Source organism: Cellulophaga tyrosinoxydans, assembly GCF_900176415.1.
In the GTDB taxonomy this organism is placed as follows: domain Bacteria; phylum Bacteroidota; class Bacteroidia; order Flavobacteriales; family Flavobacteriaceae; genus Cellulophaga; species Cellulophaga tyrosinoxydans.
This window is the reverse complement of record NZ_FWXO01000007.1, coordinates 86,944-111,612: the sequence shown is the minus strand read 5'-3', so window position 1 is coordinate 111,612 and position 24,669 is coordinate 86,944. Positions and strand designations below refer to the sequence as shown.

Sequence of the window (24,669 nt, the reverse complement as noted above, 5' to 3'; positions counted from 1 at the left end):
AAGCTTGTTAAGGAAAACAGCGATTTTTACGAATGCTAAATTGTTTACTTTTTTATAAATATTCCAAACAATTCATTACCAGCACGTTCAGGGATAGAGTTGTAGGCGGTTTCAAAGGTTTGTATTTCAAAGAATGGCGAAAGATAATTTTCATAAGATTTTTTGTCACCACCAAATGGTCTTTTCTCCATGTCACCAGTTAACGGAAAAGAAAACCATAGACCCACCAGTTTTCCATTCTTTTTAAGTAGCTGAGCCATATGTTGCGCATAATGTCTCCTATTTTCGTTGGTTGGCACAAAGGAGCAGAAAAAAGTTTGTTCCAATATTAGATCATACTGACCTACTACATGTTCAAAGAAATCCTCATGATGCAAGTGCTCTTGAGGAAAATCAGGATTTTTTTTTTTTAAATCCTTTAAGGGTAATACAGAAATATCTAAAATATGGACATTTTTAAAACCATTTTGATGTAAAAATGTAGCTTCATGAGCATTACCAGCACCTGGAATTAATATTTTAATCTGTTTGTTTTTTAACTGCTCAACATATGTTTTTATAGGGGTAGAAGGATAACCAATATCCCAGCCTGTTTGCTGTTGTTGGTAACGCTCTGTCCAGTAATTTTCTTCGTTATTTTCAGCCATATTATAAATTTATATATTTTCTGATGCTAATAAAAATAATAATGAAAATAGAATAAAAGCTAAAAAAGGGAATGATAAATTCTTTTAAATTTAAAACTAACATTATAGCTATTATTAAAAGCTGGAATCCTAAGCCAAATGTAGAAACGGCTGTCATAAACCAATTTGGCAAAAGTTTGCTTTTAGCTGCATTTGTATCTAGTTTATAAATAATAGCATCAAAATAACCATAGAAAAATTTATAAAGTTTAAAGAGTAGCGTCACATGCTTTTGTTTTTCCCCTTTTAGTGCTTTAGGTGTTGTGTTTTCAAAAATTCTACTCGTAGTATCTCCTTGATGTTTATTTCTAAGAATTACATAGTAATAGTTGTATAAAGTACCTTGTAATTGTAAACTTATAAATGCAATACTCGTATAAATAATAGATCTTTCGGTTACATGCCAAATAGCCAACATAATTAGTAAATTCAAAATAATATCGGAGACCGAATCTAAATATCTACCGGTATATGACGGTGTGTTTTTTACGCGAGCTAATTCACCATCCGCAGCATCGAGAATAGATTTTAAGATTAAAAAGAACGCTGTAGCCCAATAATAACCATTTAGTAAACATATAATTGCAATTATTCCGGCAATTACAAAACTGAGCGTAACATGGATTGGTGTGAATGAGGTGTTTTTTAATGCTTCTGCAATATATCTAGCAAAAGGTCTTCCGTAATCCGATAGATCAAGGAACTGATTTTCTTCTGGTAATTTTGACATGATAAGCGCCATAAAATCAAGAAAAACTAATAACGGAAACACGCTGGCTTAGTCCACTTAATGATATGGTTCATGCAAAGATAAAACTTAAATACTAAATAGGTGAAGTAATAAAATCAAGTATTACTAATCTTCCGGTAATACACTGAAGGTTTACGAACGCTATTTTTTTAAGGTAAAATGATGCCCTATCCAAGCCATGGGGATATAAGCTCCAACGAGATCCACTATGGCAAACCAAGTAGGTGAGGGCAACATAAAAACATTAGCAATACCTCCTACTAAAAAAAAGACTCCTACTGCAAGAGAAAACTTTAGTTTATGACTTACAGCAATTTTTGCAGCAACAAATGCTCCAGTAAACGTTCCTAGCGCATGGGCTATAAATGGCATAATGAAATGCTTTGGTTGAAACAAATGCATTGCTGCTTTTAAGCCCTCCATTGTGGTTACATCGGCACCCTCTGGTGGCGCTATAACACTACCACTAATCATTATAATCCCCATATTAACTAGACTGCCAACGATTAGCCCAACTAGTAGTGCAATAATGTTTCTTAAAATTGGATTCATAACAAATGGTTTATTGGTTCTTTTTTCAAGATACAATTTTGTCTTGAATATAAAAATTGATTTTATAACCCTACCTATAACAACTTCCTAGTTATAGATAGGGAGGTATGAAGTATTTTAACCAATAACACCGAAACTTAATCCAAAGAATTAAAGAATATTAATTTATAGGTTAGTTAGACTTTATATATTTTTTTAACCAGGCTAAATAACGTTCCATTCTATCTTTTTGGAACGATGGTCTTCTAATTCCGTGATACTCTCCAGGGTAAACAATTAGTTGAGTTTCTCTACCCAAACGTTTCATTGCTAAATACATTTGCTCGGAGTTTAAAATAGGTACATTCCAGTCATCGCTTCCGCCTAACCATAAAGTGGGAGTGGTAATTTTTTCTACATCATTATATGGTGAAATTCGTTCCCAAGCTTCTTTATTTTCCCATGGTAAGCCAAGCTCTTGTTCCCAGGTAAGTTGATAATGGTCATGTCCATAATTGGCTCTGTAAAGGGCTTCACTTGCACCAGAAATGGCACCTTTAAACCTATTGTTTTTTGTTATTACATAATTGGTTAAAATGCCACCATAAGACCAACCACCAACTGCCAACTGATCTGGATCGGCATAACCTTGTGCAATTGCATAATCAACACCTGAAATAACATCTTGATAATCTAGATTTCCCCAATCTGCAAAAATGGCTTTGCAAAAATCTTCACCATAACCTGTAGATCCTCTCGGGTTTAACAAAAGCACAACATAGCCATTAGCTGCAAACAATTGCGCTTCAGAATCAAATGAAAAGTCGTACTGAGCTGTTGGACCTCCGTGTAGCCATAATAGGGTAGGATATTTTTTAGAAGGATTAAAATCAATTGGCTTTACAACAAAACCTTCTATTGGAGTACCATCTGTACTATTGAATTTTATTTTTTCTATAATAGGTTTTTTAACTTTTGATAGTATATCGTGATTTACCTTAGTTAACTCAGTTAGACTATTTTTAGTAAAAGTATAAATGTTATAAGGGCTATTAGCTTTAGCTAATAATGGTGTGATTATACTGCCATTCACATCATAATCACTTATGCTTATTTCTCCTTCAATAATGCGTTTTAAACTAGTACCATTAGTAGCTATTGAAGCCAAAACACTGGTGCCATTTTCTTCTAAAAGGAAATAAACAGATTTCCCATCTTCGGAAAATTTTGGTTTACTAATATTGCGATCTAAATTAGTCGTAAGTACTTTGTTATCTCCACCTTGGGCAGATGCAATGGCCAGTTTTTCACCTGCATACCAAAGTATTTTGCCATTGACAACTGTTTTGTAAGCAATATATTTGCCATCTGGACTCCAAACTGGAGAATTATCTTGATTAGGATTGGTTGTTATTTGAACTAATTTTTGATTTTTAGCATTAGAATCAACAGAAACAACCCAAATATTAGAATCAGAATTGCTATCTGGATCATCTGTACGGTTGCTTACAAATGCAATATTTTTACCATCAGGACTCCACTGAGGATCACTATCGTCATAATCTCCAAAAGTAAGTTGTGTTGCTAAACTATCGCCAGGTATTAGCGTATAAATGTGATTTCTATAACGATCTAAGTAACCTACATAATCTTGTTTAAATTGTCGGCGGTCAATAACATAAGGCTTTGGTTTATCATCATCTTCTTTATCCGCAGTAAGTTCTTCAGGTTTCGGATCAGTAAGAACAAGCATCAATTTATTTTCTGTTGGCGACCACTCATGCGAAGACACACCTTGTGGAATTTTTGTTAGAACTTCGGCATCACCTCCTTGTGTATTAGAAACCCAAACTTGAGTTTTTTCATCTTCTTCTTTACTAGCCAAAAAAGATAAATATTTATTATCAGCACTCCATCTTGGTTCGCTAGCGGAGTAAGCTTTATTGGTTATTGCAATTGGTTCACCTCCAGAAATTGCTATTTTATATATACGCTTTACTGGTTTATCTTTCTTTATGTCGTTCTCAGTTATCGTATAAGCAACCCACTTACCGTTAGGACTTATTTGTACATCAGAAACACTTTTTAGTGCTAATATGTTGTCTATGCTAATAGCAGTTAATGCGTCTTGTGCGTGTGTTGTTCCACAACATAGAAACAAAACAATTAGGGATAAAATTTTAGGAAGGTGCGACATAAATTTTAGAGTTAGGTTATGAGTATTGAGCGTTTGTTAATCAAGTTTTTTACTGTTTATATAAAAGTTTGGATCTACCTTAATATTCGTGATGGCTTTTTTGAATTTTTTAGTTTGCCATGTTGATGCGGGTTTAAGCCAATCAATATCATCATTAATACTAATTTTTACTGGCATGGCATAGCCTTCAACAACATTAGTATAGCGATAATTTAATTTTTTACCCTCTATTTTATACTCCAAAACAGGAATCATGGTAGTTCGTAAATACTGATTAAAAATAGCACTAAAATCTTTATCGGCAACGGATGAAATGTAATTTTCAATTTCGGCGGTGGTAACCGTTTTATGATAGAATTCTTTGTTTAATCCTCTTAAAATACCTCTCCACTTTTCGTCATCGTTAACTAACTGGCGTAAGGTATGTAATAGGTTTGCACCTTTATAATACATATCGCTACTTCCTTCATTATTTACATTATAAACTCCTATTATGGGCTTGTCATTTCTAATGTTTTTTCGGGTACCAATTACATATTCTGCAGCAGCTTCTTTACCATAATAATAATCTAAAAACAAATTCTCAGAATAAGCGGTAAAGCTTTCATGAATCCACATATCGGCAATATCTTTATAAGTAATATTGTTGGCAAACCATTCATGACCAGCTTCATGAATAATTATAAAATCGAACTTTAATCCCCAACCTGTATTGGACAAATCGTTACCTAAATACCCTTTCATATATTTATTTCCATAGGTAACAGAACTTTGGTGCTCCATACCTAAATATGGTACTTCAACCAGTTTAAAACTATCTTCATAAAATGGGTAAGGACCAAACCAATGCTCGAAAGCTTCCATCATTTTTGGAGCATCTTTAAAATGCGCTTTGGCAGTTTCTAAATTGTCTTTTAAAACATAATAATCCATGTCTAAATTACCTTTTTCGCCTTGATATTTCTCTCCAAAATGAACATAGTCGCCAATATTTAGATTCACTCCATAGTTATTAATAGGGTTTTCTACGTACCAATTGTAGGTATTTGTTGAGTCGTTTTCTATAACCGATTTTAACCTACCATTAGATACATTAATTAATCCTTTAGGTACGGTAATATTGATAGCCATACTATCTACTTCGTCATACATATGGTCTTTGTTTGGCCACCATACACTAGCGCCTAAACCTTGACAAGATGTTGCAATAAAATCTTTGTTGTTACTATCTTTTTTCCAAGAAAATCCGCCATCCCAAGGTGCATTTCTAGCCTCTTTTGGGTGCCCCGAATAATACACAGTAACTTCATTTGCGGATCCTTTTTCTTGCCTTTTTTTTAGGGTGATAAAGTGTGCATTTGTTTTGGAATGCACCTCAAGCAGTTCACCATCTTGTACCACTTTTTCAATTACTAGAGGCGGTTGTAAATCTATTTGCATGGTTTGACTTTCTTCTAGAACCGTATAGCGTATAGTGTTATTACCTGATATAAATTTGGTGTCTGGTTTCACTTCCACATTTAAATTATAAAAATTTAGATCCCACCATGAGCGTTCCGGCGTTATGCTTCCTCGCAAAGTATCTTGTTCTGTAAAATTGTTTTTATCGGTGAGTAAACCTTGACATGAAACTAGATTACAAATGGCTAGTGTTATAATGGTGAAGAAATATTTTTTTATCATAATTATAATTTAATAGAAGAACTAAAATTAAGCATTTAAAGTTACTATTATTTTGCCGGTATTTTTTTGAATTAAATTGTGTTTGTGAAATTTTTTATGAATTGTAGTTTGGGTATATTTACCTAATTAACATTTTTATTATTATGAAATTACATTCCACTTTTCTGATTACGTCTATGTTCTTGTTCACCATAGTATTTGCGAATACTGCAACTGCCCAAAATAAAAGTCCGTTTATAGGGCGTTGGGATATGGTTATTTCTCAAGAAGGGAAAGAATTGCCATCATGGTTAGAGATAACCCTTTCCGGAAGATCTACTTTAGTTGGGCGTTTTGTTTATGCTTTTGGTAGTGCTCGTCCAATAGCAGAAGTAAAGGTAAAAGATGGAAAATTTAATTTCTCGATTCCTGTACAATGGGAACCTGGTACTAATGATATGAAATTTGAAGGGGAATTATCGGGCAATGAACTTATAGGTACCATGATCTACTCCGATGGAAAAAAGTATTCTTGGAAAGCCAGCAGAGCACAAGCTGTGCCTTATAACCCAGCCATAGTTTGGGGAGCTCCTGTAGCATTGTTTAATGGTGAAAATTTAAATGGATGGAGTGCTATGGGTACCAACCAATGGATTGTGGAAAACGGTATTTTGAAGAGTCCAAAATCAGGAGCTAATTTAGTTTCTGATAAAGAATTTAAAAATTTTAAGCTGCATGTAGAATTCAAATATCCAAAAGGAAGCAATAGTGGTATTTATTTGCGCGGAAGGCACGAAGTACAGATTGAAGATAATATAGGTATGGAACCATCTAGTCTTTTACTAGGAGGTATTTATGGCTTTTTAACGCCAAATGAAATGGCTGCTAAAGCACCAGGAGAATGGCAAACTTACGACATCACTCTAAACGGAAACAGAGTGAGTATTGTTGCTAACGGTAAAGCCATCATAACCGAACAAACTATTCCAGGCATTACAGGAGGAGCTTTAAATAGCAACGAAGGAGAGCCAGGACCAATACTTATTCAAGGAGATCACGGCCCTATAGAATTTAGAAGTATTGTGATTACTCCAGAGTTGGAAGACTAGTTTTTGTAGATTGTAGTTGGCGGTAATCTCGAAAAGTTAATGAGAATATTCAAAAGATTATATTCAAAATGGAGTAATATGAAGCCTTTATTTTTCATATTGACTACTGTAATTCTGAATTTTGTATTATTAATTCCAGTGTTAATTTTATTAATTTATTTAGAAGTCCCAGAAGAAGAAATTGGAGGAATTGAATATGATAATTGGTCGTTTTGGGGGTTGTTTTTTACAGCAGTATTTCTAGCACCACTCATTGAAACCTGGACAGGACAATCATTACCCATAAAATTTATACAAAAAATGTTTGGAAAAAAATTTGAGATATTGGCAGTTTTCACTTCTGCAGTTATATTTTCGTTAATGCATTTTGGTTATAGTATTTGGTATGCTTTAATCACGCTTCCAATGGGAATTTTATTAGCTGAAACATATATCATTTTTCAAAATCGAAAAGAATCTAGTTTTTGGATTACTTATTTTGTTCATTCCATTAGAAATTTAGTTGCTGTTGTTGCGATTTTCAATAGCAATTCCTAATAGTCCTGAAATCTGAAAGAAAAAACCAGGAGGTAATACTACCCCATATAAGTAATGCAGGTTTTTGTGTTTAATTCTGTGGTGCTTGTTTTTGAATAAGCTCGCCAAATCCGTTTGATTTACCTCATAATGCCATTCGGAAAAACTACAGGACTTTCAAACCCGTTTGCTCCAACAGAGGAAATTCCAAAAAAGAAATTATCAATAACAATCCCCTCCAACAAAAATTCTGTAACATCACCTACATATCTACTATGATCCCAAGTTGGAGATGTGGTATCTCTCCAATAGATTTTATAGCCTTTAGCCCCATCTACCTTACTCCATTCAAATTTAACAGATGGTTCTACAATACCGCCTATTTTAACTTCTCTAGGCGCAGGTGGTGCCCAAGCCAGCGACGCTAAATTAATTGCATTTACTGCGGTAAGTTTTTTGGCATAATCAAAATTAACATGCTCAAAAGTGTCACCATAATTTATACCATTTTCCGTACGTATATCTTGGTGTTGTTGCGTGTAATTTTCATGTGCTTCCATGATTCTTATTCCCGCAAAACCTAAGTCGTTAAAAGGTCTGTGGTGGCCCCCGCGACCAAAACGATCCAAACGATAGATCATCATAGGGTTCATTTCTGGCATATATGTTTTTACTGTTTTATGCACATAGCGTGCCAGCTGTCGTGAAATTCCGTCTACTTCACCACCATAAAATCTGCGCATTTGGCGCTCTTTTTCGGTTTCTGTGGCAGGTACAGGTTCTGAAAATATTCTGAAATCACGATTACTTATCACTCCGTCTACACCGGTGATATTCCCAATCATGTCATTATTTAAAATACCAATAATATCCCAACCCTTTTCTTTGGCATATTTTGCTAAGCCTCCACCTCCAAAAAGACCTTGTTCTTCACCAGAAAGGCCAACGTAAATAATACTGTTTTCAAATTTGTATTTAGATAAAACTCTCGCAGCTTCTATAGTCCCAGCCATACCACTGGCATTATCATTGGCTCCGGGAGCATCGGTTGTAAAATCCATAGTATCACTAGCACGAGAATCTATATCTCCGCTCATGATAATGTATCGATTTGGGTATTTTGTTCCTTTTTGTACGGCTACCACATTAACTACCCAAGCATCTTTCGGGATTCTGGAACCCATATCAGTAGTCACAAAATCTTTCTGATAGAATACATTTAGGCAGCTATTACAAGTTTTAGAAATATTTTCAAATTCAGACTTAATCCATCTTCTTGCAGCGCCAATACCACGAGTCTTAGAAATAGTATCGCTAAAAGTATTTCGGGTGCCAAATTCAGTCAGGATTTTTACATCATTCTTAATTCTTTCTGCAGAAACGCTTTCTATAATATCATATATTCTTGAATCTGTTTGTCCGTAACCTAAGGCTACTGTGCTTACGAACAAAAGGAGGCATATTTTTTTCATGAATGAAGTTTTATAAATGTATTGATTAAGAAAAATATTGTTTCCCACGGATTAAATGATAAACACCAAATAAAGGTCCGCATGCTAAAAATATGAAAATAAATGTGGATTCTGTTTCCTTAGCCATAAAAGATACCAATTGAATACTTGCAATGCTGATGGCAAATCCTAAACAATTCACCAATGTAAGCCCTGTACCTTTTAATTGACTTGGTGCTGCTTGAGCTACTAGACTAGAAAACTGTGGAGAATCTGCCGTAACAGCCATTCCCCATATGCACCAAGCGGTTATAAAAAGATAGGTTGGTAATTGAAAAAGCATAGGGGAGACTAGGCAAAATCCCCCAGAAATAAGTAAAGCGAATAATGCAACTTTATAACTGCCATATTTTTCAGAAAAATAACCACCTATGGAACAAGATATTCCACCAAGCGCAATAGTGGCAAATGTCCATAGTGGAATAGAAAAATCTACATTATGAATACTATTGATAGTTTTTAGTGCTAATGGTGTAAATGCCCAAAAGGCATAGAGTTCCCACATGTGTCCAAAATAGCCGAAAGCTGCCGTTCTAAAATCTGTAATTTTAAAAAGAGCTATTCCTGCCTTTAATTGCAGTTTAATGCTCGGCTTTCTAAATGGGCCATTAGGTACAAAAAAGTAGATCAGTCCACCGCCTAATATGGACAGAGCAGAGGTGATAGTTAAAACCATTTGGTAATTCTCTCCTAATTCTAATCCGCCTATTAAAAATGGGAAAGCAGTACCAAATACCAAGGCACCAACTAATAAACCTAAAGCTTTACCTAATCCGTTTTCGTAATAGTCGGCCGCAATTTTCATTCCCACAGGGTAAATTCCCGCAAGAAAAAACCCCGTACCAAATCGGGCGAAAAGTAAATGCTCTTTAGATAAAACATGAACCATTAAGCTAAAATTGCAAAAGGCAGCCAAGACGGCACAAATAAAAAAAACTTTAGAAGGGGAGAAGCGGTCTGCAATCATTAAAAGAGCAAAAACTAGTGTTCCAATTATAAATCCTAATTGTACAGATGTAAGGACAAAGGCTGTTATTTCTAATCCTATTCCAGTTTTAAAAGCTAATTCATCTACAATGGCATTTCCTGCGAACCATAAAGAAGTGCAGGCAAATTGGGATAATATAAGTATAGGAAGAATTAGATTTTTACGTGGTAACGACATTCACAGATTTGGTTTAGTATATTTTTAAATGTCTATTTTTTTTTACGATGTTTAAAGGAACTCAAATATAAAGGTATAAAACTAAAAAACCACCTTGTTTAACAAAGTGGTTCTTGATATATTCATTTGTTATTACTCAATTTTCTTTGCTGGAATTTCTCTTCCATTTTGAAATAAAGTTAAACCAATTACATTTCCGTTTTGGTCTTTATTAAAAACAACTTGAGCTTCTACAACCTTTAAGAAAAAACTATCTTCTTTTTCTGCAAAAATCTCAAATTGTGGCTGACCAGTTAATTGTACAAAAATTTGATTGGCTGCTGCACTTATTTCCATAACAGCACCAGGACCTAAATCATATTTTCCAACATATTTAAGTAATACGGTTTCAGGTAATTGAATGGCTGTTTTTTCCACAGGCGCCAATTTATTGGACTCCTTACCAATACTAGTTTTACCATCTGTTGCAAAAGCGGCATATTTTACACCCTCTTTCATAGAAAATTCATAAGAATTCATGCCGTCTTCAAAAATAAAATGTGTTTTGGTAAATGGGAAAATCTCAAGTTTAGTACTCCCTTCTCTTTGACTGTATAATTTTCCATTTTCTAAAGTTATAAATCTCAAAATGGCATTATCAAACTCATAAGTTCCTACCCATTTTTTTAGGTCTTCATTTGAAAGTTTTATGGCGTTTTTAACATCAGGCAGAGGCTTTCCAATGGCCATTGCAGCAATTTTTGTAGTTATACCTGATATACTTTTGCAATCGCAGTTGGTTAAGCCAGAGACGAAAATTTTTTCTTCAGGAAAATAAATTCCCATAGTGGTGTAACCAAAAATCCCCCCTCCATGCTGTATACTTTTAGATCCGTTAATAACTACATCACTTAGACCGTAGCCATAATTAATTTGTTCACCACTATTAAGGGTTGAACCATGAATAGCTTTTTCATAAGAGGCTTTAGAGATTAAAACATGGTTATTAAGAGCATTTTGCCAAATCAATAAATCGCCAGTAGTAGACATTATAGAACCTGCTGCATAAGGTAAAGTTAAACTTAAGTAATCTGCATTGGCATAACCGTTTTCAGACTTGGAATACCCTGATGCTCTTTGGCTAATTATTTTTTTCTTGCTACCGTAATAAGAAGCGTTCATCCCTAATTTTTTGAATATATTATTTTCAATAAAATCGGCATATGTTTGACCAGAAACTACTTCGATTATATATCCTAAAAGAATATAGCCAGAGTTATTGTATAAGAATTGTTCACCTGGATCAAAATCCATGGGTTCATTTTTAAAAACATCAATAAGCTCTTTAGGAGACATATCTTTTCTAGTGATGCTTAAAAAGTTCAACATACTTGTATAGCTTTTTATACCTGAAGTATGATTTAAAAGTTGATGTATAGTTATTGTTTTTCCGTTTGTTGGGTAATCAGGGATGTATTTTGTAATCTCGTCTTCAACTTTTAATTTTCCTTGTTCCTCTAACATTAAAATGGCTACGGCTGTAAATTGTTTGGTGATAGAGCCAATTTCAAAAATATTGTTCTTGTTCATTGGAATTTTAAGCTCCATATTGGCCATTCCAAAAGCCTTTTGATAAATTGGTTTACCATCTTTGGCTATCAAAAAGGAAACTCCTGGACCTTCCGAAGGATAACTAGATTTTAAATAAGCATCTACTTTTTGTTCTAAACTCTGAGAATTTACTGAAGTAAAACTCAACAGTGTAAATAATAGAAATACGATTTTGATTGATGTTGATGATTTCATGTGATTTTTTGATTTTTTGATTGATTTTTTAATAGGACGCCACAAACAAGCTTTGGTTACATAAAAACTAATTTATTTTTAAAATACCCTAATATCTTCTGAAAATGGCATATTAGGGTAGAAGCAATTTCAAGTAATTTAGTTAATCAACAAATCGTTTTAGAATTGTTCGTACATTTTTAATTCCGTCTACATAGTATTTCGCAGCGGTTTTTTGATGCCCAACTTTAACGGTTACGGCACTTTCCGGAAGTTCTTGAAACATAAATTCATCGGTCCAATCATCTCCAATTGCAAAAATAAAGTCGTAATCATAAGTAGCCTCTGTATTTACACGCAAGGCTGCACGCCCTTTATTTACATTACTACTCTTAATTTCCATTACTTTATTACCGTTCAATACGCTTAGATCATCATTGGCAATTAAGCTAGTGAGAACAGTGTTTAATTCTGACGCTCTTTTTTGTCCAAAATCTGGATCTGTGTTACGGTAATGCCAGGCTAATGAATAATTTTTTTCCTCAATAAAACTACCTGGAGTTCTGTCTACAAATGATTCTAAAACAGGGTGTATTTTTTCCATCCAATCTTTTTTTACATTTTCTAGCATATAAAAATCTTCGCCGCCACGAGAAATCCATACGCCATGCTCCACAATCATATTGTATTTTTTAGGTAAAAACCATTTGGTAAATGTTTCTTTATCGCGACCACTTATTAAATACATATCTGTATTTTCTTGAGATGCAATAGTATCTAGCAAAGCATACAATTCTTCATCAGGACTTGCTTTTTGCGGGTTAATATGGAAACCAGCTAAAGTGCCGTCATAATCAATAAATAACAAACGCTTTTTAGCCTTTTTATAATCTTTAGCAATGGAATTCAGCACATTAGCCGACAGATTTCTTGAAACGTAACTATGACTCTTTTCTTTTTGATTTTTCAAGGAGGTCATAAAATCATTGGCCCATTTTTCAACATTATAACGCGCTAACCGTTTCTGGAGCACGTTATTTCGCTCTTGTTGTTCTTCAATAGGCATGTTAATAGCCTGCTTAATGGTATCTGCTATTTGCTCAAAATTATTAGGATTTATCAATAACGATTCATTCATTTCGTTAGCAGAACCAGCCATTTCGCTTAAGATTAAAACCCCAGTTTTATCTGTTCTAGTAGCAATAAATTCTTTGGCCACCAGATTCATTCCATCTCTAATTGGAGTTAGCCAAGCTATATCGCAGGAGGTATATAAATCTATAAGGTTTTCAAAAGGCATAGATCTGTAGAAATACCAAATGGGTGTCCAACTCACCGTAGAAAATTCTCCGTTTATTCGTCCAACTAACTCATCAATCTCTTTTTTTAGTAGTTGGTATTGCGGTACATTGCTTCTTGATGGTACCGCCAAAATTATAAGTCGCACTTTTTCTTTGTACTGCGGGTACTTTTTTAAAAAGTACTCAAATGCATTTAGGCGTTTTGCAATCCCTTTGGAATAATCTAAACGATCTATGGATAGCAAAAACTTGGCATCTGGGGTGGATTTTTTATGTTTGTTTAGTCTTTGTTGTAATTCTGATTGGTTTTCAGGAGAGCGTTGCTGATGCTCTTTTGCGGCATCACTAAATTTTTTATAATCAATACCCATTGGGAAAGAATCTACTTTTATGATTCTGTTTTCCAAATAGATGTCGTTAAAACTAACTTCTAATCCTAAAATACGCCTTACAGAACTTAAAAAATGTCGTTCATAATCATAGGTGTGAAATCCGATGAGATCAGAGCCTAAAAGTCCTTTTAATATTTCTTCACGCCATGGCAGGGTTCGGAATATTTCAAAAGAAGGAAACGGAATATGAAGAAAAAATCCAATAGAAATGTTCGGAAGTTTTTCTTTGACCATTTGCGGCACTAACATTAATTGATAGTCATGAACCCAAATAGTATCATCTTCATTTGCTTTTTCTACAATTGCATCGGCAAATTTCTGATTTACATTTTTATATATTTCCCAGCTTTCCAGTTCAAATTCTGAATATTCTAAAAAATAATGAAAAAGAGGCCATATGGTTCTATTGCTAAATCCGTAATAAAATCCGTCTACTTCTTTAATGGTTAATTTTACCTTCGACGATCCATGTTTTGCTAATGCTTCATCAATATCACCTGCTAATTCTTCTGGAATGTCTTCATCGGTTAAACCACTCCAACCAATCCAAAGGCTATCCCCTCCAGAGTGCACCGATTTCATTCCTGTAGCCAAACCCCCAACACTAGGCACTGCAGTGATGCCTCCATTGTGAATTTGCAATTGTATTGGTAGTCTATTTGAGATTATGATAGTTTTGCCCATAATTAGGATGTTTTTGACCTTTTTTAGATATAATTTCTCTAAATTTCGTGAAAAAGGAGGGCAAAAACAATTTAAATAGCCTTTTGAGTTAGCAATTTATTGATATGGATAATTTAGATTACGGAATAATAGGAAATTGTAGGAGTGCAGCGTTAATTTCTAAGAATGGCGCAATTGATTGGTGTTGTTTGCCTGAATTTGATTCACCCTCGGTATTTGCCAATTTATTAGATGATGAAATTGGAGGGAGTTTTGAGTTTGTTTTGGATGCATCATATACTTCTGAACAATTTTATGATTCGGATACGGCAATATTAATAACAAAATTTACCTCAGGACAAGATTGTTTTGAATTACACGATTTTATGCCGCGCTATCATAAAGATGATGGTACGTATAATTCTCCACCTGAACTTATACGCTATTTAAAATTAATTTCCGGAGCTCCTAAATTTAAAGTAATCTACAATCCCAAATTGGAATATGCTTTGGGGAAAACAACATCATTCCTTAAAAAGGATTTTATTGCCAGTTTAACTCATGATGTAAAGTATGATACCGTTTTCTTATATACTTCATTCGATAAGAAAAAAGTATTGCATGGAGAGGAGCTAACATTAACCGAAAATGGCTTTTTTCTTCTCGCGTATAATGAAAAAATATTCTTACCCAATACAGAGAAGGCATTTTTAGAGTTAGAACGCACACGTATTTATTGGCTTGACTGGTCGCAAAAAACACCTTCGTATAAAAAGTTTGATAAAGAAATTAAAAGAAGCGCTCTAACATTAAAACTTTTGAGTTATGATAAAACTGGCGCTGTTTTGGCCGCAGCAACTACATCATTGCCAGAAACCATAGGAGAAGTAAGAAATTGGGATTATCGTTTTTGTTGGATTCGAGATGCCTCGATGGTTATAAAAGTGGTTTCGCAATTAGGACACAAGAATGTGGCCAAACGGTATTTACAGTTCATTATAGATTTGATTCCTGATAAGGATGAAAAACTTCAAATAATGTACGGCATCAACAAAGAAAAAAAGCTTACAGAAGAAACCCTTGGGCATTTAAAAGGGTATAAAGGCTCAAAACCTGTTAGGATTGGTAATGCGGCATATGAACAATTGCAAAATGATATCTACGGTATTCTTATGGATGTTATTTATGAAATGATATCACAATTTAGTATTGGAATACAAAATGGAGAAGAACTATGGGGAATCACCAAAGGTATAGTCTGGATCGTAGAAAAACACTGGCAAGAAGCAGACAAGGGAATCTGGGAGTTTAGATCAGAAGATCGTCATTTTACGTTTTCTAAAGTTTTATGTTGGACAGCTATTGACAGAGCAATAAAAGTGGCTGAAATGCTAGATAAACAGCATAAAATAGAGCAGTGGAAACCTCTAGAAGCAAAAATCAGAAAAGACATTATGGATCATGCTTGGAATGAAGAAAAACAAGCATTTACGCAATCTTATGGTTCATCGCATATGGATGCCTCTGTGCTTTTAATGGAATCATACGGATTTATTGATGCTAAGGATCCAAAATTTGTTAGTACAGTTTTAGCAGTGGAGCAAGATTTGAGTAATGATGGATTATTATATCGCTATAAGAATGAGGATGATTTTGGCGAGCCATCATCATCTTTTACTATTTGTACTTTCTGGTTTATTAATAGCTTGTTTAAAATTGGGCAAGAAGAAAAAGCGTTGAAGCATTTTGAGCAATTATTAAGTTATAGTAATCATTTAGGGCTTTTTAGTGAAGATATAGATTTTAAAACCAAAAGATTATTAGGTAATTTTCCTCAAGCCTATTCGCATTTAGCATTGATAGAGTGTGCTATAAATTTCTCGAAAAAAGATTCAGAAGAAAAAGTTTTAGAATTCATAGGAGAATAATAGAAATAAAAAAACCGCTCAATTTGAGCGGTTTCCCTCTGTTTTAAAAACAAGTTTTAATCAGAATTAGTCAAAGGTATATCCATTATCCGCAGCTACTTTATCCGCAATTTGTGTGCGTAAAGCTACTACGTTTGGATTATTTGTATATTTTGTAAAACGTTTAAGACCCATTAACATCATACGTTGCTCGTCGCCTTCAGCAAAAGAAACAATAGCTTCTTTACCTTTCTGAATTATTGTTTCTGTAGCGTTGTATAAATATAATTTAGACATTGCAATTTGTGTTGCTTGTGTAGCTTCACCTGAACGTTTTGCATTTTTCTCTGTTCTTAATATAGCAGATTCTGCCATGTAGATTTCTATTAAAATATCCGAAGCAGCCAACATTAATTGTTGATGATTTTCTAATTCTGGCCCATATTTTTGAACGGCTGAACCTGCAACCATTAAAAATACTTTCTTTAATCTCTTTAATAAATCTTTTTCTTCTGCAAATAATTCAGAAAAATCAGGAGTTTCAAATGATGGAATACCCATTAGTTCCTCACCAACTTTAGTAGCAGGACCTAAAAGATCTACATGGCCTTTCATTGCCTTTTTTACGAGCATTCCAACCGCTAACATTCTATTGATCTCGTTAGTACCTTCATAGATTCTGGAAATACGAGCATCTCTCCAAGCAGATTCCATAGGAGTATCTGCACTAAAGCCCATTCCTCCAAAAATTTGAATTCCCTCGTCAGCAGTACTTTGTACATCTTCTGAAACGGCTACTTTAAGAATAGAACATTCAATAGCATACTCTTCTACACCTTTAAGTTCTGCCTCTTGGTGCGTATTGCCTGCTGCTTCGCGCATGGCAATTCTATCTTCAATATTCTTAGCAGCTCTGTAGGCAGCAGATTCGTCTGCATAACAATTAGTTGCCATAGTAGCTAACTTTGATTTAATAGCACCAAAGTTTACAATAGGTGTTTTAAACTGAATACGCTCGTTTGCATATTTAGCAGCTTCACCAATTACTCTGCGTTGTGCATCTAAACAAGCTGCTGCTAATTTAATTCTTCCTACGTTAAGTGCGTTCATGGCAATTTTAAACCCGTTTCCTCTATCAGAAAGCATGTTTTCTACAGGTACTTTTGTTTCATTAAAGAAAACTTGACGCGTAGAAGAAGAATGTATTCCTAATTTCTTTTCTTCATCACCTAAAGAAATTCCATTGCTTGGATCATTTTCAACTATAAATCCTGTGATGTTCTTATCATCCTCAATTCTGGCAAAAACGATGAACAAGCTACAGAAACCTGCATTCGAGATCCACATTTTCTGACCAGTAATGCTGTAATACTTTCCATCTTCAGATAAAACGGCTTTAGTTTTACCTGAATTTGCATCAGAACCAGCTCCAGGTTCTGTTAAGCAATATGCACCAAACCATTCGCCAGAAGCTAATTTTGGAACATATTTTTGCTTTTGCGCTTCAGTTCCGTATAAAGTTATTGGCATAGTACCAATACCAGTATGCGCACCAAATGCAGTACTGAAAGATCCTGTTGCACCTGAGATATAATCACAAACTAACATGGTAGATACAAAGCCCATTCCCATACCTCCGTAAGATTCAGGTACAGCAACACTTAATAAGCCCAATTCACCAGCTTTACGCATGGTCTCTTCGGTATACGCATAATCTTTTTTCTCAAAACGTTCCCAGTGTGCCCAAAGTTCTCTGTCTACAAATTCCTTGGTGCTTTCGCGCATCATTTTTTGCTCTTCCGATAAATCTTCAAGCGTAAATACGTCTTCACAGTTGGTTTCTTTTACTAAGAATTGACCGCCTCTTAGTATGTCTTTTTCTGTTGCTTCCATTTTTTTTTCTATCCCAAACCCTTTCCTAAGAAGAGAGAGTTGTTTTGGGTTATTTTAAGTTATACTTTATTTTTTAGTTTAAAAAGTCCTCCCTTTGGGAAGATTTAGATGGGATTCTATTTCAAAAATTCAAAAATTCCTGCTGCACCCTGACCTGTACCAACACACATGGTAACCATGCCGTATTTCCCTTGCATGTTGCGTTTGCGCATTTCGTCAAATAACTGTACTGAAAGTTTAGCACCTGTGCAACCTAGTGGATGCCCTAATGCAATAGCTCCACCATTGACATTTACAATATCTTGATTCAGATTAAGCTCTCGCATTACCGCTAAAGATTGCGATGCAAAAGCTTCATTTAATTCAATTAACTCAATATCATCTTGCTTTAATCCTGCTTGCTTTAATGCCTTTGGAATAGCTTTTACTGGTCCTATACCCATAATGCGTGGTTCAACACCTGCTGCAGCATAATTTACCAATCTAGCAATAGGCTCAAGATTTAATTCTTTCACCATATCTTCACTCATCACTAAAACAAACGCCGCTCCGTCACTCATTTGAGAAGAATTACCTGCGGTAACGCTACCACCAGCTGCAAAAACAGGTCTTAATCCTGCTAATGCTTCAAGGCTAGTCCCTTTTCTTGGTCCTTCGTCTTCTGTTACGGTATATTTTCTTGTTGCTTTTTTACCATTCTCATCAATATAAATTTGCTCTACATCGATGGGAACAATTTGATCTTTAAATTTGCCTTCAGCTTGCGCTTTCAGTGCTTTCATGTGAGAATTGTAGGCAAATAAATCCTGATCCTCTCGTGAAACTTTAAATTGATTAGCTACGGCCTCTGCAGTATTACCCATTCCCCAGTAGTAATCTTCATGACCAGATTTTACGGTGTCATAGTTTAACTCTGGCTTAAAACCAGTCATCGGAACAGAACTCATGCTTTCAGCGCCACCTGCGATGATGCATCCGGCCATTCCAGACTGTATTTTTGCCGTAGCAACACCTATGGTTTCAATACCAGATGCACAAAAACGATTTACGGTTACACCTGCAACATCAACACTGTCTAAACCGATTAATGATATAAATCGGGCCATATTTAGACCTTGCGAACCTTCAGGCATTGCATTACCAACAATAACATCATCAATACGTTTTTTATCTAGCTGTGGCAACTCTTTCATCATGTATTGGATGGTCTCTGCTGCTAATTCATCAGTTCTTTTAAAGCGAAAAACCCCTTTAGGTGCTTTTCCAACTGCTGTTCTATATGCTTTTACTATATATGCTGTTTTCATATTTTGTAGTATTGAGTATTTAGATTTTAGTATTGAGATTTACAATTTCTTTTGAAATGAATAATTCATTTTTTGTATTTCTATACATATTTCTATTACTGGTTGTACTTTTTCTTGAGTTATTAAATTTAATTCTACTAATAATATTAATTGTGTTTGTAATTCATAAGCTGAACCATTTGCAACACTTAAAAAATATTTAAATTCTTTTTTTGAATTTCTTCCAGCCCCTTCTGCTATGTTTGAGGGGATGGATATGGAACATCGTTTTATTTGAGAAATTAGGCCAAATTTTTCTTCATTTGGTAATTCATTCGAAAGAAGATATACAGACTTCGCCAAATTGATTGCTTTCTTCCATATAATTAATTCTTCTACTTTGTGCATTTTATCTAATCACTCAATACTAATATCAATATCCTAATTTCTTAATGGTTTTCCAGTTTTCAACATGTGCTGAATTCTTTCTAAGGTTTTACGCTCTGTACAAAGCGATAAGAAGGCTTCACGCTCTAAATCTAATAAGTACTGTTCTGTAACTAGTGTAGGTTCCGATAAATCACCACCAGCCATTACATAAGCCAATTTATTTGCGATTTTTTTATCATGTTCACTAATGTAGTTACTATCTTCCATCGCATCTGTACCTACTAAAAACATACCTAAGGCTTGTTTACCAAGAACTTTAATATCCTTACGTTTTACAGGTTGAGTATAACCAGCTTCTGCCATTAATTTAGCATGTGCTTTAGCAGTTGCTATTTGTCGGTCTTTATTTACAACTACAATATCTTTACCGTGTTGCAATATTCCTAAGTCATACGCTTCATAAGCTGAGGTAGATACCTTTGCCATACCAATAGTTAGGAAATATTCTTGAAGAACATTTAGTTCTACATCATTCTTATGAAATAAATCTTGTGCTCTTAAAGCAAATTCTTTAGATCCACCGCCACCAGGGATAACGCCAACACCAAATTCTACCAATCCAATATAAGTTTCTGCTGCGGCAACTACTTTATCTGCGTGTAATGATAGTTCACAACCTCCACCTAAAGTCATACCGTGAGGGGCAGAAACTGTTGGAATTGCTGAATAGCGCATGCGCATCATGGTATCTTGGAACATTTTTATAGCCATGTTCAACTCGTCATACTCTTGCTCCACGGCCATCATAAAAATCATACCGATGTTAGCGCCAACAGAGAAATTAGGAGCTTGGTTACCAACAACTAAGCCTTGAAAATCTTTTTCTGCAAGATCAATTGCTTTATTCAAACCAGCAAGAACATCACCACCTATGGTATTCATTTTAGACTGGAATTCTACATTTAAAATGCCATCGCCTAAATCTTCAACAACAACTCCGCTGTTTTTAAATACTTCTTTTGATTTTCTAATATTATCTAAAATGATAAAAGCATCTTGTCCTGGTATTTTTTGAACCTCTTTCTTAGGTATATCATAAAAATAGGTTGCGCCATCTTTTACTGCGTAGAAAGATTTTGTTCCAGAAGCAATCATGTCGTTAACCCAAGCTGCAGGAGTTTCACCTTCTGCTTTCATTATTTCTAATCCTTTTTCAACACCAATGGCATCCCAAATTTGAAATGGACCATGTTCCCATCCAAATCCAGCTTTCATAGCATCATCTATCTTATAAAGCTCGTCTGTTATTTCTGGTATTCTATGGGAAACATAAGCAAATAGTGCAGCAAAACTTTTTCTATAAAACTCTCCAGCTTTATCTTTTCCTGCGACTAAAACTTTAAATCTGTCGACAACCTTATCGATAGTTTTTGTTAATTCTAATGTTGCAAAACTCGCTCTTTTACTAGATCGATAATCCATCGTATCTAGATCTAAGGTCAAAATTTCACTTGAACCGTCTTTATTTCTAACTTTTTTGTAAAAACCTTGATCAGATTTACTTCCTAACCATTTGTTTTCCATCATGGTGTTGATGAATTCAGGAAGTTTAAAAAGCTCTAATTTTTCATCATCCTTGCAGTTATCAGCAATTCCGTTGGCTACATGAACTAAGGTATCTAAACCAACAACATCAACAGTTCTAAAAGTTGCCGATTTTGGGCGACCAATTACAGGTCCTGTTAGTTTATCTACTTCTTCAACAGTCATCCCCATTTCTTTTACCATATGAAAAAGACTTTGGATACTGAAAATACCAATTCTGTTACCAATAAAGGCAGGAGTATCTTTAGCAACTACGGAAGTTTTTCCTAAAAATTGCTCCCCATAACCGTTTAAAAATTCTAAAACTTCCGGTGAAGTTTTAGGGCCAGGAATGATTTCAAAAAGTTTCAGGTAACGCGCTGGATTAAAGAAGTGCGTTCCACAGAAGTGTTTTTGAAAATCTTCACTTCTACCTTCCGACATAAATTTAATAGGAATGCCAGAGGTATTTGAGGTAATTAGGGTACCAGGAGTTCTATATTTTTCCAGGTTTTCAAAGACCATCTTTTTAATATCAAGTCTTTCTACAACAACCTCAATAATCCAATCTACCTTAGAAACTTTAGAAATATCATCTTCTAAGTTTCCTGTTGTAATCCGATCTGCAAATTTTTGATGATAGATAGGAGAGGGTTTTGATTTTAGAGCCGCCGCAAGAGAGTCATTGACTAACCTATTACGGACCATTTTATTTTCCAAAGTTAAACCTTTGGCTTTTTCTTTATCATTTAATTCTCTTGGAACTATATCTAATAATAGGACTTCGACCCCAATATTAGCGAAATGACAAGCAATACCGCTTCCCATTATTCCAGAGCCTATTACCGCTACTTTTTTAATATGCTTATTCATCGAATTCATTACAATTTATTAGTTTTTGAATCTTTAGTATAAATTTTTTTATCTACAACAAGTTTGTTTATAGTGTCTATTACTTCGAAAAAAGAATTTAGTTTTTCTTCAGTTAGGTGCTTTTTAACTACTTCATTAAAGGTTAGCACTACATCTTTAGAATCTTTTCTTTTTTCTAATCCAAAATCTGTAAGGTGAATTAAAACTCCTCTACCATCATTTGGATTTGGTTTTCTTTTGATTAAGCCTTTTTCTTCCATATTTTTAAGTATGCGAGATAAGCTTGTGGCTTCCATACCCATTTTAGGGCCTAAAGCAGTTGAAGGGGTACCTGTTTTTGGGTCTATACTTAACAATGTGAATCCCACAGCCATAGTGGTATCAAAATTCTTAGCTTCTTCGTTATACATTCTAGCAACGGATTGCCATGTGGCACGTAAAGCATAATCTATTGTAAGCTCCTTCATATATTATAAATAGAACTCAAATATAGCAAAATTTATTATGCATGCATAATAAATTTATAAAAAAAAGTGTTCTCTTATAATTCTTTTTAAAAATTAGACTGGTTGATTCTTCTTCTTTTAAGAAGTATGCTCGTAAATGTCGTTATAAAGTTTTAGATACTTTTCTTTGACAATTTTGCGGCGTAGTTTCATTGTTGGGGTTAAATGGCCATTATCAATTCTCCAAGCATCAGGAGTTAATCTAAACTGTTTTATTTTTTCCCATTTAGCGAAATTTTCATTGGCTTCATCTACTTCTTCTTGTATACGCGCAATAACTTTTTCGTTTTGAATTAACGCTTCATTGCTACCTAATTCTAGATTGTGGCGCTTAGCCCAATCCCTAACGAAATCAAAATCTGGTTGAATTAAAGCAGCAGGCATTTTTTCGCCTTCACCCACCACCATAATTTGGTCTATAAACCTAGATTGTTTAAATCTGTTTTCCAATAGTTGAGGAGCAACATATTTTCCACCAGAGGTTTTAAACATTTCTTTTTTACGGTCTGTAATTTTTAAAAATCCGTCTGCATCTATTTCTCCAATATCTCCTGTATGGAAATAACCATCAATTATAACTTCAGCTGTTTTTTCTTCGTCCTTAAAGTAACCCATCATTACTTGGGGCCCTTTAATACAGATTTCGCCATCTTCGGCAATTTTCACTTCTGTTCTTTCTAATGGTTTGCCAACGGTTCCAATTCTAAATCCGCCATTACGCATATCATTTACAGATACAACAGGTGAGGTTTCTGTTAACCCATAACCTTCCATTACTCCAAATCCAGCAGCATTAAAAACTCGAGCTAAACGTGGTTGTAATGCGGCACTTCCCGACGCCATTACAGATAAATTACCGCCTAAAGCTGCTTTCCATTTACTGAAAATAAGTTTTCGTGCAAGTGCTAATTTTTTATCATACCACCAACCATTTTGACCATATGGTTCGTATTTTAAACCAACTTCTACAGCCCAGAAAAAGAGTTTCTTTTTAATGCCAGTAAGCGTTGCGCCTTTTGCTATAATTTTATCATAAACCTTTTCTAATAAGCGCGGTACTGCGGTCATTACATTAGGTTTTACTTCTTGTGCATATTCACTTATCTGATCAATAGGTGCAAAGTAAATACTGGTACCACAATACTGATATAGATAAATGAGCATTCTTTCGTAAACGTGGCATACGGGTAAAAAACTAAGGGATTTAGATTCGCCAAGTTTAATCGGTATTCTTTTAAAACTTTCTAATGCATTGCTTACTAAATTATCATGAGAAAGCATTACACCTTTTGGTTTTCCTGTAGTTCCAGAAGTGTATATTAAGGTAGCTAAATCTTGTGGTTTAACGGCCGCTTTTAATTTTTCTACTTCATTTTGATTCGAATCATCCTTACCTAATTCCAAAACTGTGGACCAATTTTTACAATCAGTAAGCTGATCAAACGAAAAAACATCTTTTAAAGAAGGTACTTGATCTTGAATAGATTTTACTTTTTCATACACTTCAGCACAAGACACAAAGCAGTAAGTAGATTCAGAATGATTCAGAACATACGCGTAATCCTCTTCTGAAATTGTAGGATATATTGGTACATTTTGAGCACCTAATTGCAATATTCCAATATCTAATATATTCCACTCTGTTCTATTGGTCATAGATATTAAAGCAATCTTATCATTTGGTTTAACCCCCATTCTTAATAAAGCTCTACTAATAGTGTTTGCCTTATTAATATATTCCTGTGTTGAGGTACCAACCCATTTTCCATCATATTTTGTAGCTAAAGCAACTTCTAAGTTAAAGTTCTCTAATTGATAGTAAGGAAAATCAAATAATCGGGTTATGTTTTGCATAATAAATTTCTGAATTGGATTCGCAAAATAAGAAAAAAAGGGTATTCTAAAATGAGATTGATAGAAATAATGTATAAAAATTGCGAATTTTTTGAAAATGGAGAATTACTTAAGTTTAATATTTTTTC

At 34.4% G+C, this 24,669-nt stretch carries 18 protein-coding genes; 3 read left to right on the top strand and 15 right to left on the bottom strand.

What is annotated here, in order from left to right; all coding sequences use genetic code 11:
• Nucleotides 1–44: 44 nt before the first annotated feature.
• The 5 genes from B8963_RS15320 to B8963_RS15300 all read right to left on the bottom strand — a co-directional run bounded on the left by B8963_RS15320 (nucleotide 45) and on the right by B8963_RS15300 (nucleotide 5,848).
• Nucleotides 45–647: a methyltransferase domain-containing protein gene (locus B8963_RS15320; protein ID WP_084063081.1), complete on the bottom strand. Its 603-nt coding sequence runs from the start codon at nucleotides 645–647 to the stop codon at nucleotides 45–47.
• Nucleotide 648: 1 nt separating this feature from the next.
• Nucleotides 649–1,416: a CDP-alcohol phosphatidyltransferase family protein gene (locus B8963_RS15315; protein ID WP_084063080.1), complete on the bottom strand. Its 768-nt coding sequence runs from the start codon at nucleotides 1,414–1,416 to the stop codon at nucleotides 649–651.
• Between the two features lie 162 nt (nucleotides 1,417–1,578).
• Nucleotides 1,579–1,989 (bottom strand): hypothetical protein, encoded by a 411-nt coding sequence (locus B8963_RS15310; protein WP_084063079.1) that lies wholly within the window; start codon nucleotides 1,987–1,989, stop codon nucleotides 1,579–1,581.
• Nucleotides 1,990–2,161: 172 nt separating this feature from the next.
• Nucleotides 2,162–4,165 (bottom strand): S9 family peptidase, encoded by a 2,004-nt coding sequence (locus B8963_RS15305; protein ID WP_084063078.1) that lies wholly within the window; start codon nucleotides 4,163–4,165, stop codon nucleotides 2,162–2,164.
• 36 nt (nucleotides 4,166–4,201) lie between these two features.
• Complete coding sequence (locus B8963_RS15300) at nucleotides 4,202–5,848, bottom strand: M1 family metallopeptidase (RefSeq protein ID WP_084063077.1); 1,647 nt, start codon at nucleotides 5,846–5,848, stop codon at nucleotides 4,202–4,204.
• Between the two features lie 143 nt (nucleotides 5,849–5,991).
• Between B8963_RS15300 and B8963_RS15295 the strand changes: the two genes are divergently transcribed.
• Complete coding sequence (locus tag B8963_RS15295; protein ID WP_084063076.1) at nucleotides 5,992–6,936, top strand: 3-keto-disaccharide hydrolase; 945 nt, start codon at nucleotides 5,992–5,994, stop codon at nucleotides 6,934–6,936.
• Between the two features lie 78 nt (nucleotides 6,937–7,014).
• Complete coding sequence (locus B8963_RS15290; protein ID WP_159447306.1) at nucleotides 7,015–7,473, top strand: CPBP family intramembrane glutamic endopeptidase; 459 nt, start codon at nucleotides 7,015–7,017, stop codon at nucleotides 7,471–7,473.
• Between the two features lie 119 nt (nucleotides 7,474–7,592).
• Here B8963_RS15290 and B8963_RS15285 read toward each other — a convergent pair whose 3' ends face one another.
• The 4 genes from B8963_RS15285 to B8963_RS15270 all read right to left on the bottom strand — a co-directional run bounded on the left by B8963_RS15285 (nucleotide 7,593) and on the right by B8963_RS15270 (nucleotide 14,269).
• On the bottom strand, nucleotides 7,593–8,924 hold the full coding sequence (locus B8963_RS15285) for a M28 family peptidase (protein WP_084063121.1): 1,332 nt from the start codon (nucleotides 8,922–8,924) through the stop codon (nucleotides 7,593–7,595).
• 25 nt (nucleotides 8,925–8,949) lie between these two features.
• A complete protein-coding gene (locus B8963_RS15280; protein WP_084063074.1) occupies nucleotides 8,950–10,128 on the bottom strand; it encodes an MFS transporter in 1,179 nt (392 codons plus the stop codon).
• A 132-nt stretch (nucleotides 10,129–10,260) separates the two neighbouring features.
• Entirely contained in the window at nucleotides 10,261–11,913 is a 1,653-nt protein-coding gene (locus B8963_RS15275; protein ID WP_084063120.1) for a serine hydrolase, read from the bottom strand.
• A 142-nt stretch (nucleotides 11,914–12,055) separates the two neighbouring features.
• Complete coding sequence (locus B8963_RS15270) at nucleotides 12,056–14,269, bottom strand: bifunctional alpha,alpha-trehalose-phosphate synthase (UDP-forming)/trehalose-phosphatase (protein ID WP_084063073.1); 2,214 nt, start codon at nucleotides 14,267–14,269, stop codon at nucleotides 12,056–12,058.
• Nucleotides 14,270–14,373: 104 nt separating this feature from the next.
• On the opposite strand from B8963_RS15270, the gene B8963_RS15265 reads away from it, so the two are divergent.
• Nucleotides 14,374–16,176, top strand: coding sequence for a glycoside hydrolase family 15 protein (locus B8963_RS15265; RefSeq protein WP_084063072.1), 1,803 nt, complete (start codon nucleotides 14,374–14,376; stop codon nucleotides 16,174–16,176).
• Between the two features lie 66 nt (nucleotides 16,177–16,242).
• Here the strand turns inward: B8963_RS15265 and B8963_RS15260 are convergent, their stop codons facing one another.
• The 6 genes from B8963_RS15260 to B8963_RS15235 all read right to left on the bottom strand — a co-directional run bounded on the left by B8963_RS15260 (nucleotide 16,243) and on the right by B8963_RS15235 (nucleotide 24,541).
• Nucleotides 16,243–18,048 (bottom strand): acyl-CoA dehydrogenase family protein, encoded by a 1,806-nt coding sequence (locus B8963_RS15260; protein ID WP_084063071.1) that lies wholly within the window; start codon nucleotides 18,046–18,048, stop codon nucleotides 16,243–16,245.
• A gap of 116 nt (nucleotides 18,049–18,164) precedes the next feature.
• Nucleotides 18,165–19,355 carry an acetyl-CoA C-acyltransferase gene (locus B8963_RS15255; protein WP_084063070.1) on the bottom strand — a complete coding sequence of 397 codons (1,191 nt, stop codon included), beginning with the start codon at nucleotides 19,353–19,355 and terminating at the stop codon, nucleotides 18,165–18,167.
• A gap of 39 nt (nucleotides 19,356–19,394) precedes the next feature.
• Nucleotides 19,395–19,742, bottom strand: a complete 348-nt coding sequence (locus B8963_RS15250; protein WP_084063069.1) for a four helix bundle protein — start codon at nucleotides 19,740–19,742, stop codon at nucleotides 19,395–19,397.
• A 33-nt stretch (nucleotides 19,743–19,775) separates the two neighbouring features.
• Entirely contained in the window at nucleotides 19,776–22,181 is a 2,406-nt protein-coding gene (locus B8963_RS15245; protein WP_084063119.1) for a 3-hydroxyacyl-CoA dehydrogenase/enoyl-CoA hydratase family protein, read from the bottom strand.
• 8 nt (nucleotides 22,182–22,189) lie between these two features.
• Nucleotides 22,190–22,648: a MarR family winged helix-turn-helix transcriptional regulator gene (locus B8963_RS15240; protein ID WP_084063068.1), complete on the bottom strand. Its 459-nt coding sequence runs from the start codon at nucleotides 22,646–22,648 to the stop codon at nucleotides 22,190–22,192.
• A 117-nt stretch (nucleotides 22,649–22,765) separates the two neighbouring features.
• On the bottom strand, nucleotides 22,766–24,541 hold the full coding sequence (locus tag B8963_RS15235; RefSeq protein WP_084063067.1) for an AMP-dependent synthetase/ligase: 1,776 nt from the start codon (nucleotides 24,539–24,541) through the stop codon (nucleotides 22,766–22,768).
• Nucleotides 24,542–24,669 lie beyond the last annotated feature (128 nt).

Excerpts from the sequence above, each read along its gene's own strand:
- B8963_RS15240 (WP_084063068.1), bottom strand. The coding sequence starts at position 22,648 with ATGAAGGAGCTTACAATAGATTATGCTTTACGTGCCACATGGCAATCC.
- B8963_RS15295 (WP_084063076.1), top strand. The coding sequence starts at position 5,992 with ATGAAATTACATTCCACTTTTCTGATTACGTCTATGTTCTTGTTCACC.
- B8963_RS15305 (WP_084063078.1), bottom strand. The coding sequence starts at position 4,165 with ATGTCGCACCTTCCTAAAATTTTATCCCTAATTGTTTTGTTTCTATGT.
- B8963_RS15245 (WP_084063119.1), bottom strand. The coding sequence starts at position 22,181 with ATGAATAAGCATATTAAAAAAGTAGCGGTAATAGGCTCTGGAATAATG.
- B8963_RS15315 (WP_084063080.1), bottom strand. The coding sequence starts at position 1,416 with ATGTCAAAATTACCAGAAGAAAATCAGTTCCTTGATCTATCGGATTAC.
- B8963_RS15265 (WP_084063072.1), top strand. The coding sequence starts at position 14,374 with ATGGATAATTTAGATTACGGAATAATAGGAAATTGTAGGAGTGCAGCG.
- B8963_RS15250 (WP_084063069.1), bottom strand. The coding sequence starts at position 19,742 with ATGCACAAAGTAGAAGAATTAATTATATGGAAGAAAGCAATCAATTTG.
- B8963_RS15280 (WP_084063074.1), bottom strand. The coding sequence starts at position 10,128 with ATGTCGTTACCACGTAAAAATCTAATTCTTCCTATACTTATATTATCC.
- B8963_RS15290 (WP_159447306.1), top strand. The coding sequence starts at position 7,015 with ATGAAGCCTTTATTTTTCATATTGACTACTGTAATTCTGAATTTTGTA.
- B8963_RS15275 (WP_084063120.1), bottom strand. The coding sequence starts at position 11,913 with ATGAAATCATCAACATCAATCAAAATCGTATTTCTATTATTTACACTG.
- B8963_RS15300 (WP_084063077.1), bottom strand. The coding sequence starts at position 5,848 with ATGATAAAAAAATATTTCTTCACCATTATAACACTAGCCATTTGTAAT.
- B8963_RS15260 (WP_084063071.1), bottom strand. The coding sequence starts at position 18,048 with ATGGAAGCAACAGAAAAAGACATACTAAGAGGCGGTCAATTCTTAGTA.
- B8963_RS15235 (WP_084063067.1), bottom strand. The coding sequence starts at position 24,541 with ATGCAAAACATAACCCGATTATTTGATTTTCCTTACTATCAATTAGAG.
- B8963_RS15255 (WP_084063070.1), bottom strand. The coding sequence starts at position 19,355 with ATGAAAACAGCATATATAGTAAAAGCATATAGAACAGCAGTTGGAAAA.
- B8963_RS15310 (WP_084063079.1), bottom strand. The coding sequence starts at position 1,989 with ATGAATCCAATTTTAAGAAACATTATTGCACTACTAGTTGGGCTAATC.
- B8963_RS15320 (WP_084063081.1), bottom strand. The coding sequence starts at position 647 with ATGGCTGAAAATAACGAAGAAAATTACTGGACAGAGCGTTACCAACAA.
- B8963_RS15270 (WP_084063073.1), bottom strand. The coding sequence starts at position 14,269 with ATGGGCAAAACTATCATAATCTCAAATAGACTACCAATACAATTGCAA.
- B8963_RS15285 (WP_084063121.1), bottom strand. The coding sequence starts at position 8,924 with ATGAAAAAAATATGCCTCCTTTTGTTCGTAAGCACAGTAGCCTTAGGT.